Source organism: Nakamurella sp. UYEF19, assembly GCF_040546275.1.
Taxonomy (GTDB): Bacteria; Actinomycetota; Actinomycetes; order Mycobacteriales; family Nakamurellaceae; genus Nakamurella.
The window spans coordinates 361,118-374,845 of record NZ_JBEPNO010000003.1 but is presented as its reverse complement, the minus strand read 5'-3'; the positions used below and the strand labels follow the sequence as shown (position 1 = coordinate 374,845).

Annotated in this window: 11 protein-coding genes; 9 read left to right on the top strand and 2 right to left on the bottom strand. The window is 68.4% G+C overall.

What is annotated here, in order from left to right; translation table 11 throughout:
- Positions 1 to 185: 185 nt before the first annotated feature.
- On the bottom strand, positions 186 to 1,844 hold the full coding sequence (locus tag ABIB25_RS07865; RefSeq protein WP_354527868.1) for a CYTH and CHAD domain-containing protein: 1,659 nt from the start codon (positions 1,842 to 1,844) through the stop codon (positions 186 to 188).
- Between the two features lie 776 nt (positions 1,845 to 2,620).
- Here ABIB25_RS07865 and ABIB25_RS07860 point away from each other — a divergent pair.
- From ABIB25_RS07860 to ABIB25_RS07825, 8 genes are all read left to right on the top strand, one after another.
- Positions 2,621 to 3,937: an alpha/beta hydrolase gene (locus ABIB25_RS07860; protein WP_354527867.1), complete on the top strand. Its 1,317-nt coding sequence runs from the start codon at positions 2,621 to 2,623 to the stop codon at positions 3,935 to 3,937.
- 44 nt (positions 3,938 to 3,981) lie between these two features.
- Positions 3,982 to 4,920: a sensor histidine kinase gene (locus tag ABIB25_RS07855; RefSeq protein ID WP_354527866.1), complete on the top strand. Its 939-nt coding sequence runs from the start codon at positions 3,982 to 3,984 to the stop codon at positions 4,918 to 4,920.
- A complete protein-coding gene (locus ABIB25_RS07850) occupies positions 4,901 to 5,446 on the top strand; it encodes a LuxR C-terminal-related transcriptional regulator (protein WP_354527865.1) in 546 nt (181 codons plus the stop codon). Before ABIB25_RS07855 ends, ABIB25_RS07850 begins: the two co-directional genes overlap by 20 nt.
- A 159-nt stretch (positions 5,447 to 5,605) precedes the next feature.
- Positions 5,606 to 8,236: an ATP-dependent chaperone ClpB gene (clpB, locus tag ABIB25_RS07845; protein ID WP_354527864.1), complete on the top strand. Its 2,631-nt coding sequence runs from the start codon at positions 5,606 to 5,608 to the stop codon at positions 8,234 to 8,236.
- 268 nt (positions 8,237 to 8,504) lie between these two features.
- On the top strand, positions 8,505 to 9,800 hold the full coding sequence (locus ABIB25_RS07840; RefSeq protein WP_354527986.1) for a class I SAM-dependent methyltransferase: 1,296 nt from the start codon (positions 8,505 to 8,507) through the stop codon (positions 9,798 to 9,800).
- On the top strand, positions 9,797 to 10,606 hold the full coding sequence (locus ABIB25_RS07835) for a DUF1295 domain-containing protein (RefSeq protein WP_354527863.1): 810 nt from the start codon (positions 9,797 to 9,799) through the stop codon (positions 10,604 to 10,606). The genes ABIB25_RS07840 and ABIB25_RS07835 overlap by 4 nt, the downstream gene beginning before the upstream one ends.
- A 5-nt stretch (positions 10,607 to 10,611) precedes the next feature.
- Complete coding sequence (locus ABIB25_RS07830) at positions 10,612 to 11,067, top strand: peroxiredoxin (RefSeq protein WP_354527985.1); 456 nt, start codon at positions 10,612 to 10,614, stop codon at positions 11,065 to 11,067.
- A gap of 93 nt (positions 11,068 to 11,160) precedes the next feature.
- Positions 11,161 to 11,931 (top strand): SDR family NAD(P)-dependent oxidoreductase, encoded by a 771-nt coding sequence (locus tag ABIB25_RS07825; RefSeq protein ID WP_354527862.1) that lies wholly within the window; start codon positions 11,161 to 11,163, stop codon positions 11,929 to 11,931.
- An 18-nt stretch (positions 11,932 to 11,949) separates the two neighbouring features.
- On the opposite strand, the gene ABIB25_RS07820 is transcribed toward ABIB25_RS07825, so the two are convergent.
- Entirely contained in the window at positions 11,950 to 12,966 is a 1,017-nt protein-coding gene (locus ABIB25_RS07820) for an alpha/beta hydrolase (RefSeq protein ID WP_502919768.1), read from the bottom strand.
- 206 nt (positions 12,967 to 13,172) lie between these two features.
- On the opposite strand from ABIB25_RS07820, the gene pyrE reads away from it, so the two are divergent.
- On the top strand, positions 13,173 to 13,688 hold the full coding sequence (gene pyrE, locus ABIB25_RS07815; protein ID WP_354527984.1) for an orotate phosphoribosyltransferase: 516 nt from the start codon (positions 13,173 to 13,175) through the stop codon (positions 13,686 to 13,688).
- The last annotated feature ends 40 nt before the right edge of the window (positions 13,689 to 13,728 follow it).

The window sequence follows — 13,728 nt, the reverse complement described above, 5'->3', positions numbered from 1 at the left end:
CCGAGTCGAAACCAAGCCTTCATTGCAAACCTCCGGGTGCATCGGTCGTCGCAGCGACCGAGGCCCGGCTGAGTGCTCTTCACACTGACGTTGGACGGGCCCGAAGCACAGGAGTAGCCGACTCGCTTCTCGATACATGTAAATCAGTATTAATAATCGAGAAGCACCGCTCTTTACCCGGCAGGTCAACGGCCGAAGACGCCGGCCAGGATGTCGCCGTCCTCCACCCGGTCCCAGGCGTCGGAGAAATCGTCGACGGTGCCGTGGGCCACGGCCTGCTCGAACGCGTGCAGCCGACCGAAGACGAAGCCGGAGACGCCATCGGTGTCCGGCTCCAGGGCGAGCGCGGCGAGCCAGGCGGCAGCGGCAGCGGCATCCTGGTGCTCGCCGAGCACCTCCTGGATCTCCTCGATCGCAGCGGCGAAGACGACGGCGGCATCACCCAGGGTCGCAGAAGCCGCCTCGGCGGCATAGCGCAACGCCTTGGCGCTCTTGCGCACGTCGTGCAGACCCGGACTGCCGAACGGGTCGCCGAGAGCCTGCTCGACGAGCCCGTCGAGGTCGCGCCAGGCAGCCGACAGGTGCAGCGGCAGTTCGGTCGACGCGGACTTGGTCGCGCGGCGGGAGAACGGGGGGGTCGCGATGAAGGCGTCCAGCTCCCGGAGCATGTCCAGGTAGGGCTGCGACCGGATCAGTTCGGCCACGTCAGCCAGTGCCACGGGCAGTGCAGCCGCGAAGGCGGCGTTCATCCGGGCGGCGGCCGCGGTCGCATACTCGGTCGGTTCCTCGACCAACTGCCCGACGAGCCGTCGCTGCAGGACCTCCAGATCCCGCGCCCGGCCCAGCACCACACCGAAATCCCGGAGAGTGGTGCGCAGCGAACGGGTGGCGCCCGGTTCGAAGACGGGACTGTAGACGCTCAGCACCGAGCGCACGCGCCGGGCGGCCGCCCGGGCATCGTGCAGCGCCACCTCGGTGCCCTCACGAAGTCCCCGGTCCGCTCCGATCAGGTGGTCGCGAAGTCTCGAGAGGACGCCGGTCACCACCGGCCCGACCGAATTCGTGTGGGCAGATTTCGTCTTGCCTGCTGGCGGAGTGCGATGGGCATCCAGTGCGCGGGCGAGTTTGGACGCACTCGAGGCGGGCTTGGCGCCCGCCTGCCGGAGCAGGGCGACGACGGCGCCCAGCTGGTCACGATCGCCGGCCAGGATCTCCACCTCGAGCTCCCGCCAGCGGGTCGGCTCCGATGCGGAGAATGCTGCTACCCGTCCCGCTGTGACGCCGGCGGCGCTGTCAGCGATGGTCAGGCGCGTCGAGGTGACCTGGTCGTCGGCGACCTCGATCATGGCGGTGCCGGCGGAGTCGAGCAGGCGGCGCACGGTGCGGACGTTGCGGATTCTGGCCACCGGCCGCAGAGCCCGTCCGCGCGCGGCACCGAGCACCAGATCGGCCAGCGCCGCGGGCACGTGGGCCGTCAGCGGATCGACGTCCACCGACTCCAGTGGCAACCCGATCTCCGTCCTGGCTCCGGCCAGCGCCGGCAACTTGAGGTGCCAGCCGGCGTCCTCGCCGCCGGTGCGGTGCCGCAGGGTCAACCTCGAGCGCAGCAGGTCGAGCTCTGCGGTATCGAAGTAGACGGCGTCCAACTCGAACGTCAGTGGATCGGCGGCGCCGACCAACCCGACCGCGGTGGTCGTCCGTCGTCCCGTCAGGATCGGAAGCGCCCTGGCAGAGGGGATTTCGAGCTTCGTCTCGATCTCGACGTGCCGGGTCGGCGTCGCCGCAGATGGAGTCGTGCCGGCCCCGGCGGTGTCTTGCGAGGACTTGCTCTGCCGAGATGCCATGTGACGGTCGTACCGCACCCGCGCCCGATGACCAAATGAGCACCTGCGGCCGCCATGGACCCAATGCCGCCGCGGGCTCGGTACCCAGCCAGGCCGTCTTCGCCGCTGCTTCCGCCGGCTGGCTGGACGGGGGCGAATGGTTCGCCTCGGCGACGCACAGCTGCCGCGCCCGGGCGGCGCTGCACCGGATGGCCGGAACCGGAGCCGGCGCCCCCTGCGGGCGCTGCGGCTGCTGGCCGGCTGACGTCCCCCACTCCCCGGGCCACCGGCGCGGCAGGCCGTTCGGCCGGTCCGTCACTCGCTGCACCCCCGACTTTCGTCGTGGACGTTCCCGACCGAAGCCGCTCGTGCCGCTGCGGTGCAATCGGTGTACTGGATCCATGGCAACCACCAGCTGGTATCGGTCCGTCAGTGTGATGTCGCGTCGCCGGAGGGGTGCGACGATCGCCCTCGCACTCGCGGCCGGTCTGCTGGGCGCCGCGTGTTCGGCCACCGGCACCGCCGGTCGCGCTCCCGCTGACCCGACCACCTCCGCGACAACCGCTGACGCTTCGGCCACGACCGAAACGTCCGTCACGGGGATGTCGAGCTCAACTGCGTCGAGCTCTGGTGCATCGAGCTCTGGTGCATCGAGCTCTGGTGCGTCGAGCTCTGGTGCGTCGAGCTCAGGGTCACCCGGCAAGGGTTCGTCGAGGCAGTCCTCGAGCGCGACGCCGGCATCCTCCACAGTCTCGCTCGAGCTGCCGGCGCCGACCGGGGACTCTGCCGTCGGCACCGTGCTGGTGCACCTGCGTGACACCGAACGGGCGGATCCACTGGACCCGAAGGGCGGCAAGCGGCAACTGATGGTGCAGCTGTGGTACCCGACGGACGCCACCACCGGGCCGCTCGCTCCCTATGCACCTGCCGGTGAAGCTGCTGCGCTGCAGAAGTTCTACCCGGTGCCGGCGGGCGCGTTCACCGCGAAGACGAACAGCCATCTCGGGGCTCCGCTTGCCGGCCGGGATCATCCGGTCGTCTTCTTCCACCACGGTCTGTGCGGGTCGCGCACCGACTCGACGATCGTCGCCGAGGATCTCGCCAGCCGCGGCTACGTGGTGGTGGCGCTGGGCAACACCGGTGAATCCGCAGGGGTCGAGTTTCCCGACGGCGCGGTCGTCGGCCCGACCGATCCGGCCTACTGCCAGGCCGGCAGCGACCCGTTCAGCGCAAAGGGGGCGAAGGTGCTCGAGAAGCTGCTCGCAGTGCGGGTGGCCGATGTCCGATTCGTCGCCGACCAGTTGGCCGTGATCAGGTCTGGAAAGGACCCGGACGTCGAGGGGGCGCCGCTGCCGAAGGGTCTCGGGCTGGGGATGGACCTGACGGCGATGGGCATCTACGGGCACTCCTTCGGCGGCGGCACCGCCGCGGCGGTGGCAGCCACGGACCGCCGCTTCGTCGCCGGCATCGATCTCGACGGGTTCGCCATCGGGCCCACCGCGACCCAGGGTGTCGGCAAGCCGTTCCTGGTGGTCGGGGTGCAGCGCCACGACACCACCCTGGACCCGAGCTGGAAGACCTTCCTGCCGGCGCTGGCCGCTGAAAAGGCCTGGCACCGTTGGTATTCCCTCCAGGACTCGGGCCACTACCGGTTCATCGACCTCGGCGGCAGCATTCGGCGCTGGGGGCTCGACAAGACTCTCGAGAAGCAGGACCCCACCACCTGGGCAGAGGTCTTCGGCAACATCGACGACGCCACCAGCCAACGGATCAACCGCACGCTGGTGGGCGGGTTCTTCGACCAGTTCCTCCGCGGTACGCCGTCCGCCGTGCTCACCGACCCCACGTCGCTGCCCGACGTGCGCGATCGCCGATCAGATGGCAGGGTGAGTGCAGTCCTTTCGCCAATGGGTGCAGCCGCGGCGCGGCCTATTCTCAGGCGTGGCACTTCCGGGACAGTCGCTGGCACCGCGTTGGGTGGCGGTGCTGATCGACGTCACCCTCGCGATGCTCGCGGCAGCCGCCGGCACCTGGCGGGAGCTCGCACTGCACCCGGATCTGCTGATCACGATCCCTCGGGTGCTCGCAGTGACTGTGCAACGCGCTACTGCTGACGCGCCGCTCCCATCCGCTGTCCGGCGGGCTCGGGATCGCAGCATTGTCATTGCTCACGCCCACCTACGCGTCCTTCGCCGTTCCCTCCCAGGTCTTCGCCTTCACCGGTGATCGGCGTCGCGCCGGCGGGGTGGCCCTGTTCGCGGTGCTCACCTGGGCTGCGGGCTCGCAGGCCTGGCTGCTCACCGATCCGTACACCTTCGTCCTCATCCACCTGATCTCCGCCGTCGGCGGGCTGCTCGCCAGATCACGGGTACAACTGGCCGGCACGCTCGTCGATCGCGCCGAGCGGGCCGAACGTGAACAGGACCTGCTGGCCGAGCGTGCCGTCATCGCCGAGCGGATCCGGCTGGCCGGCGAGATGCACGATCTGGTCTCGCACCAGATCACCCTGATGGTGTTGCAGGCCGGCGTTCTGGAGGTCGGACCGGGGATCGATGACGGGACCAGGGCTGCGGCCGAACGACTGCAGGCATCCGGTCGACAGGCGCTGACCGAACTCCGCGGGCTCATCGACGTGCTGCGTACCCCGGACGAGGTCGATACCCAGCCAGCGACCCGGTCGCTGTCCGACGGCGTCCTCGAGCTGGTCACGACGGCCAGGGGCGCCGGCATGAGGATCGATCTGCAGCTCGACGGTGTCCGATCACCACAGGCAGCCGTCACCGACCCGTTCGTCGTCCACACCGCGCTGCGGGTGGTGCAGGAGGGCCTGACCAACGCGGGCCGACACGCACCCGGTCAGCCGATCGTCATCCGGGTCGCCCGACGGACTGTGGACGCCGCCGAGCAACTGCTCGCGGTGACCGTGACCAACGCCCGCGCACCGGACTCGCGCGCCGGCGATCCCGGCCGCGGTCTGCCGGTGATGCGCCGCCGGGTCGAACTACTCGGCGGTCGTCTGAGCGTGCACTGCGACGAGAAGAGTCACGAGATCCGGGTGGCGCTCCCGGTGCCCGCACATGCTGAGGACCGGAAGTGACGAATTCCCGCGGCGTCCGCAGGTGGTGCTGATGGATCTCCGGATGCCGATGGCCGACGGGATCGTCGGTACCGCCTCCATTCTCGCGCTCGATCCGGCCGCCGTCGTGGTCGCGCTCACCACCTTCGATGTCGACGACTACGTGCTCGGCGCCATGCAGGCCGGTGCAAGGGGATTCCTGCTGAAGTCGACAGCCCCCCGCGACCTGATCGCGATGGTCGGGTTGGCGGCACGGGGGCACGTGGTGATGGACGCCGGGGCATCCGCGCGGTTGGTGGCGCCGACCCGCGCGGCCCGCGAACAGGAGCGGGACGCCCGTGAGCGCTTGACCAGCCTGACCGGTCGCGAGCGGGCAGTGCTGGATCTGCTGGCGCTGGGACTGTCCAATGCGGACATCGGCACCAGACTCCTGGTGTCCGAGGCGACCGTGAAGGGGTATGTCTCGAGCCTCCTGCAGAAGCTGTTCTGCAGCAACAGAACCCAACTCGGACTGCTCGGTCGGGCCGCAGGTCCGGCCAGCCGCTGATCAGCAGCCGACCTTTTCGGGACCAAAGACCTCGACGGACCCAAGTTGAGCGGAATACACTCAACTTAGCTGCGTTGGACCGGGTAAGTACGTCACTCGGCTGGGTACGAGTGACCGCAGAGCACCCGACGATGACGGAAAGGCAGTAAGACAACACATATGAATACCGACGTTCTCACCACCAAGAGCCGCGAGGTCCTTGCCGCGGCCATCGGTACGGCGACCACCGCCGGCAATGCCACGGTGGAGCCCGCCCATCTGCTGGCGGCACTGCTCGCGACGGAAGGATCGACCGCACATGGTCTGCTGAGGGCCGTCGGCGCCGACACGGCGACGATCGCGGCCCGGACCCAGGCGATCCTCGGCCGTCTTCCGTCAGCCAAGGGCGCGACGGTCGCCCAGCCACAGCTGGCGCGAGCCGTCAGCAACATCGTGACGGCCGGCGAGCAGATCATGCGCGCGGGCGGTGACGAGTTCCTCTCCACCGAGCACCTGCTCGCTGCTCTTGCCCGGCCCGGCACCGACGTCGGCGATCTGCTGGTGGCGTCCGGAGCGACGTCGGACGCACTCGTCGAGGCCTTCCCGGTGGTGCGCGGCGGCGATCGGAAGATCACCTCCGCGGACCCGGAGGGCTCCTACCAGGCCCTGGAGAAGTACGGCGTCGACCTGACCGAGCGTGCCAGGGAGGGCGCCATCGACCCGGTCATCGGCCGCGATGCCGAAATCCGGCGAGTAGTCCAGGTCTTGTCCCGGCGCACCAAGAACAATCCGGTCCTGATCGGCGAGCCCGGCGTCGGCAAGACGGCGGTGGTCGAAGGGCTGGCGCAGCGGATCGTGGCCGGCGACGTCCCGGAATCGTTGCGGGGCAAGCGGTTGATCTCGCTCGATCTCGGCGCGATGATCGCCGGTGCCAAGTACCGCGGTGAGTTCGAGGAGCGGCTCAAGGCCGTGCTGGACGAGATCAAGGGTTCCAACGGACAGGTCGTCACGTTCATCGACGAGTTGCACACCGTGGTCGGTGCCGGCGCGACCGGCGAAGGGGCGATGGACGCGGGCAACATGCTGAAGCCGATGCTCGCCCGCGGCGAGCTGCGGATGGTCGGCGCCACCACTCTCGACGAGTACCGCACCCACATCGAGAAGGACCCGGCGCTGGAGCGTCGTTTCCAGCAGGTCCTGGTCGGGGAGCCCAGTGTCGAGGACACCGTGGCGATCCTGCGTGGCCTCAAGGAGCGCTACGAGGCGCACCACGGTGTCCGGATCACCGACGCGGCCCTGGTGGCCGCGGCGACCCTGTCGGACCGCTACATCACGGCCCGGTTCCTGCCCGACAAGGCCATCGACCTGATCGACGAGTCGGCTTCCCGGCTGCGCATGGAGATCGACTCCAAGCCGGTCGAGATCGACGAGCTGCAGCGTGCGGTGGACCGGTTGAAGATGGAAGAGCTTGCCCTGGCACGGGAATCGGATGCGGCCTCGGGGGATCGCCTGATCCGGCTACGCCGCGATCTGGCCGACCGGAACGAGCAACTGGCCGCCCTGACGGCCCGGTGGGATGCCGAGAAGTCGGGTCTCAACCGTGTCGGTGAACTGAAGAAGTCACTGGACGAACTGCGGGTGCAGGCCGATCGGGCCCAGCGGGAAGGGGACCTGGCCAAGGCTTCCGAGTTGCTCTACGGCCGGATCCCGGAGCTGCAGCGGGAACTCGACCACGCCGCCGAGGAAAACGCTGCGGAATCGGGGGAGTCGGCGCTACCGCCGATGGTGTCCGAGGAGGTCGGCCCCGACGACATCGCCACCGTGGTCGCAGCCTGGACCGGGATCCCGGCCGGCCGCATGCTCGAGGGCGAGACCGCCAAGCTGCTGCGGATGGAGGACGAACTCGCGCGTCGGGTGGTCGGCCAGTCCGCGGCCGTACGGGCGGTGTCCGATGCGGTTCGCCGTGCCAGGGCCGGGATCTCCGACCCCGACCGGCCGACCGGGTCGTTCCTCTTCCTCGGCCCGACGGGTGTCGGCAAGACCGAACTGGCGAAGGCCCTCGCCGACTTCCTGTTCGACGACGCCAGGGCCATGGTCCGGATCGACATGAGCGAGTATTCCGAGAAGCACTCGGTGGCAAGGCTTGTCGGTGCCCCTCCCGGATATGTCGGCTACGACCAGGGCGGACAGCTGACCGAAGCGGTCCGGCGTCGCCCCTACACCGTGCTACTGCTGGACGAGGTGGAGAAGGCTCATCCGGACGTGTTCGACGTCCTGCTGCAGGTGCTCGACGACGGTCGCCTGACCGACGGGCAGGGCCGGACGGTGGACTTCCGCAACGTCGTGCTGATCCTGACGTCCAACCTGGGCAGCCAGTTCATCGTCGACCCCGCACTGGATGAGAAGCAGCGCCACGACGCGGTCATGAACGCGGTCCGCAGTGCGTTCAAGCCCGAGTTTCTCAACCGTCTTGACGAGGTGGTGTTCTTCAATGCGCTCGGCATCGAGCAGATCGGCTCGATCGTCGACATCCAGGTGCGCGCCCTGGCGGACCGGTTGTCGGCGCGCCGCCTGGTGCTCGAGGTGAGCGACGGCGCCCGGGAATGGCTCGCCATCGAAGGTTTCGATCCGCTGTACGGCGCTCGCCCGCTCCGCCGCCTGATCCAGTCGGCCATCGGGGACCAATTGGCGAAGGAACTGCTCGCCGGACGGATCCGTGACGGGGAAACCGTCATGGTGGATTCGGTCGAGGGCGAATCACGCCTCGGTGTCAGTTCGATATCGAGGGTCGGCCCCGAGCAGAGGGTCTGAGAAATCAGGAAGAGTTATCCCCGTAAGGCAGTGTGGTCAACCGGATCCACAGCTTCGATTGCCTTCGAATTGAGGCTGATGCCATCCTTCTGTCGTTCGGGACCGAACCACCGGTACCCGGCGTCCCAGATTGACAGCAGGGCCGCGACCCCGACCGCCGTGCCCCCGTCGGTCGGGACGCCGGGCCGGGTACCGTTGTGGAACAACGCATTTCGTACATCAGGAACAACAGTTCCAGCAGCAGGTCCCAGTGACGGAAGAGGATTTCATGAAGGACAGCGCCACCACCATCGCCACTCGATTGGCTGATCTCGCTGCGACCGCTATCGGGGGTCCTCTGCCCATTCGGGTGCGCGCGTGGGACGGCAGCGAGGCCGGTCCGGACGTCGGGCCCGTGCTGGTGCTCAACTCCCGCCGTGCTTTGCGCCGGCTGCTCTGGTCGCCGGGCGAACTGGGCCTGGCCGAGGCCTACATCTCCGGTGACGTCGACGTCGAGGGTGACCTGGCGCAGGGTCTCTCGTCGGTCTGGAACGCGGCCAAGGACGGCAAGGTCGGTCGGCCCAGGATCAAGGTGACCCAGTGGCCCGGTCTCGCACTGGAGGTGGCCAAGCTCGGTGTCGTCGGGCTCCGCCCGCCGGCGCCTGGCCAGGCGGCGTCCCTCAGGGGCCGCAGGCACTCCCGCGACCGGGACCGGGCGGCGATCGCGCACCACTACGACCTGTCGAACGACTTCTACGAGTTGCTGCTCGACAAGTCCATGGCCTACTCGTGCGCCTACTACGTCGACGGTCCCGGCGGTGACCTGGGCGAGGCCCAGAACGCCAAGCTCGACCTGATCTGTCGCAAGCTGGGGTTGTCGGAGGGTCGCAAGCACCTGGACGTCGGCTGTGGATGGGGATCGCTGATCTGTCATGCCGCAGAGCACTACGGCACCTACTCGACCGGGGTCACCCTCTCCCGCCAGCAGTACGAGTACGTCACCAAGCGGGTCGCCGACGCCGGTCTGTCCGACCGCGTCCAGGTCCGTCTGGCCGACTACCGCGAGCTCGATTCCGGAGCAGACGACGGGCAGTTCGACGCCGTCTCGACCATCGAGATGGGCGAGCACGTCGGCGATGCCGAGTACCCGGCCTTCGCCGGCATCCTGCACCGGGTGCTGCGCCCGGGCGGTCGCGCGCTGGTGCAGCAGATGTCCCGTGGCGAGAACGCCCCGGGGGGCGGCGCTTTCATCGAGACCTACATCGCCCCCGACATGCACATGAAGCCCCTTGGCACCACGGTGTCCCTCCTGGGCGGCGCCGGACTCGAGGTACGCGACGTTCATGCCCTGCGCGAGCACTACGACTGGACCGTGCGGGCCTGGGCCGAGACGCTCGAGAAGCAGTGGAGCAGGGTCGTCGAGATGATCGGCGAGGTCGGCGCCCGCGTCTGGCGTCTGTACCTGGTCGGCGGAGCCCTTGCGTTCGCGGAGAATCGGATGGGTGTAGACCAGATCCTGGCGGTCCGTCCGGATACCGCCGGTACCGCCTCGATGGAACCGTCACGGAAGGTCTGGGAATTGTGAGTTTTCCCGTTGCTCACCTGTTCGTCGTGCTGGGCAGCAGCCTTCTCGCCGTCGCGGTGCTGATGGCGATCTCCTTCGCCATCGGCGCCGCCACCGGCAAGTACTCGATCATCGACGCCATCTGGGGTCCCGGTTTCGTGGTGATCGGCATCGTGTCCTTCCTGGTGTCGGCCGGTGGAAACTACGGCGATCCCACCCTGCGCTGGGTGGCGCTGGCGGCGGTGGCGATCTGGGGCCTGCGGCTGGGCGGCTACATCCTGCTCCGCAACCACGGTCTGCCCGAGGATCCGCGCTACGTGAAGATGCTCGAGGGTCACAGCAAGTTCATGATCGTGCGCAAGGTCCAGGTCCCGCAGGGCGTGATCATGTGGTTCGTGTCGATCCCGGTCCAGGTGGCCATGTTGCTGCCGTCGCCGGCTCTCTGGCTCGTCTGGGTCGGCGCGCTGGTGTGGCTCGTCGGCATCACCTTCGAGGGCATCGGAGACGCGCAGCTGGCCAGATTCAAGTCCGATCCGGCCAACAAGGGCAAGCTGATGAAGACGGGTCTGTGGCGATACACCCGTCATCCCAACTACTTCGGGGATTCCGCAGTCTGGTGGGGCCTGTTCCTGATGGTCGCCTGGACCTGGATCGGCCTGCTGACGGTGCTCTCACCAATCCTGATGACCTACCTGCTGGTCGCGAAATCGGGAAAGGCCCTGACCGAGAAGCGAATGGCCAAGTCGAAGCCGGGATACGCCGAATACGTGAACAGCACGTCCGGTTTCTTCCCACTCCCACCCAAGAAGGGCGCCGTGACCGCGTGAAGACGATCGAAGAGGGCTCCATCGCAGAGGATTTCGAACTCCCCGACCAGACCGGGACGAAGCGCAAGCTCTCCGAATTGCTGACGGCCGGACCGGTGGTGCTGTTCTTCTACCCCGCCGCGATGACGAGTGGGTGCACCGCCGAGAGCTGCCATTTCCGTGATCTGGCGGCGGAGTTCGCGGCCACCGGGGCACAGCGGGTCGGGATCAGCGCCGACTCGGTGGACAAGCAGGCCGAGTTCGACCGCATCAATTCTCTCGGCTATCCGCTGCTGTCCGATCCCGATGGCACGGTGGCCACCTCGTTCGGGGTGAAACGGCGATTCATCACCCCGGTCAAGCGGGTCACCTTGGTGATCGGTACCGATCGGAAGATCCTCAAGGTGATCAGCAGCGAGATGTCCATGCAGACGCACGCCGACAACGCTCTGAAGTACCTCCGGGAGAGCAAGGCCGCCTGACGGCTGGGCGGCCGCCGCTGGGCCCCCATCGGTGAGCATCGGTGAGCACCGATGATCACCGGTGCCCCGGAGACAGGGGATACCGTCGAGGGCATGCCCACTGCCTTGGTCACCGGCGCGACCGCCGGCATCGGAGCCGCCTTCACCCGCCACCTGGCCGCCTCCGGCCACCGCCTGATCCTGGTCGCGCGGGACGAGCAGCGGCTGCGTGAGTGCCGGGCGACCCTGCTCTCCTTCGGCTCGCCCGACGTCGAGTTCCTCGTCGCCGACCTCACCGTCCCGAGTCAGCGGGCCCAGGTGTCGGAGCGACTCGCGCGCGGTGACGTCGACCTGCTGATCAACAACGCCGGCTTCGACGTCGGCAAGGATTTCCTGGAGGCCACCGAGGCGGACCTCCTCGCCCAACTCGAGCTCAACGTCACCGCCGTGGTCACGCTGACCAGGGCGGCGCTGCCGTCGATGGTCGCTCGCGGACACGGCGGCGTGATCAACGTGGCGTCGACGGCCGGCCTGATCCCCGGGCGCGGCACCACCTATGCGGGGTCGAAGGCCTACGTCATCAGCCTGAGCGAGGGCCTCGCCATGTCGCTGGCCGGTACGGGTGTCCGAGTCCAGGCGCTGTGCCCTGGTTTCGTCCGCACCGAGTTCCACCAGCGGGCCGGGATCAACATGTCCGCGGTCCCCTCGAGCGCCTACGTCGACATCGACGAGCTGGTCGTCACCTCGCTCCGGGACCTCCGCCGGAACAAGATCCTCTCGGTACCCGGCCGCCTCTACAGCTCGATGGCCGTCGCCGTCCGACTGCTCCCTCGGGGGCTCGTCCGTCGATATACGGCCAGGGTCAACAACTCCGGACGCACCTGACCCCGGCAGTAGGTCCGGTCAGACGCCCAGATGCCGCAACAGTGCGGCGAGCACGTCGTCGGTGGCCTCGATGTGCGGCGAGTGACCGACGTCGGGAAGGACGACTTCCTCGTACTGCCCGCCCGACGACTGGTAGGCGTCCAGCACGGACCTGGTCTGCCCGATCATCGGCTGCGGCGGTACCCGGTCGATGCCGGGGTAACCCGGAATCGCGCCGAGCGCACCAAGCTGCGCCAGGTCGAAGATCGAGCTGTCCGAGACTATCTGGTCCGCCTCACCTCGGATCCACAGGATCGGCGGCCGTGGGCTGATGTCGACGATGCCGGACAGATCCAGGAACGTCGGCGACATGGTGTTCAGCACGCCGCGTCGCCCCGGCGCGACACCCGGCCAGGTCTCCGACGGCACCGAATCGCCGGGGTAGTTGTCGTCACCGATGCTGGTGGACAGCATCGAGCGGAGGTAGAGGGCCTCGTCCTCGCCGTCCCAACCCGGTGCGACGTAGAACTTCCGCAGGATCGTCAGGGGAGACGTCGGGCCGTCGCTCTCGTCCGTGTCGTCCAGGGCCCTGACGAAGTCGGCGTTCGCAGTTCCGCCGCCCGATCCGGCCCCGTCCGGGGCCACGAGCGCGCCGTCCAGACCGGTGGTGCCGCCGAAACCGAAGGGGGACACCGGGTTGAGCAGGGTCAGCGACGTCACCGCAGCGGGCCGATCGATGGTCATCTGCATCACCACGCCCCCGCCCATCGACCAGCCGACCAGGTCGACCTGCTCCAGACCCAGCGCGTCGATCGTTGCCCAGACGTCGTCGGCGAAGTCCCGGAGCCCGCGGGAGGCGTCCACCGGCGCCGTGTCGGTCCCGCCGAACCCCCGCAGGTCGACGGCGATCGGTCGGACGTGGTGTGGCAGGCGGGACATCAACGGGAAGAAGAACAACGACGACGAGACGTTGCCGTGGACGAAGACGACCGGCCGCCCTTCCATCCGGCTCGCCACCTCACGGACGCAGACCGCCGGTCCCGGCGTGCTGATCATGTTGACGGCGATGTTCGGATACTCGGCCACTCGTGGTCCTCTTCCGTTGGACAGTGCGACAGGTCTCGATCAAATCAGGCCCCGATCAAACCAGGACGGGTGCCGGGCTGCGCCAGCGGATGTGCCAGGCTTGCCCGGTGAGCCTCGAACCATCATCCGCCGGATCGCCCCCGGCCCCTGTTCCGGACGCCGCGGCCAAGGTCAGGCTGGCCGAATTGGTCGGCGAACTTGCCGTCGTGCATGGCCGCGTGACCCTGTCCTCCGGTCGTGAGGCGGACTACTACGTCGACCTGCGCCGGGCCACCCTCCATCACGAGGCCGGCCCGTTGATCGGGGTGCTACTGCGCCAGCTGACCGCCGACTGGGACTTCGCATCGGTCGGCGGCCTGACGCTTGGTGCCGACCCGGTGGCGACGGCGATCATGCACGCGCCCGGGCGACCGATCGACGCCTTCGTGGTCCGCAAGGCGACCAAGGCCCACGGGATGCAGCGCCAGATCGAGGGTCCCGACGTCGTCGGGAAGCGGGTACTCGTGGTCGAGGACACCACCACCACCGGGGCCTCGCCGATGCAGGCGGTCAAGGCGCTGCGCGTGGTGGGCGCACACGTGGTCGGGGTGGCGACGATCGTCGACCGGGCCACCGGCGCCGACCAGGTGCTGGCCGACGAAGGCCTGATCTACCGGTCGCTGCTCGGACTCTCGGATCTGGGGCTGGGCTGAGCATCGAGGATCCGGGTGCGTTCGACCAGACTGGTGCGTC

Coding starts and splice junctions, on each gene's coding strand:
- ABIB25_RS07865 (WP_354527868.1), bottom strand. CDS start 1,844: ATGGCATCTCGGCAGAGCAAGTCCTCGCAAGACACCGCCGGGGCCGGC.
- ABIB25_RS07850 (WP_354527865.1), top strand. CDS start 4,901: ATGCTGAGGACCGGAAGTGACGAATTCCCGCGGCGTCCGCAGGTGGTG.
- clpB (WP_354527864.1), top strand. CDS start 5,606: ATGAATACCGACGTTCTCACCACCAAGAGCCGCGAGGTCCTTGCCGCG.
- ABIB25_RS07840 (WP_354527986.1), top strand. CDS start 8,505: ATGAAGGACAGCGCCACCACCATCGCCACTCGATTGGCTGATCTCGCT.
- ABIB25_RS07825 (WP_354527862.1), top strand. CDS start 11,161: ATGCCCACTGCCTTGGTCACCGGCGCGACCGCCGGCATCGGAGCCGCC.
- ABIB25_RS07820 (WP_502919768.1), bottom strand. CDS start 12,966: ATGATCAGCACGCCGGGACCGGCGGTCTGCGTCCGTGAGGTGGCGAGC.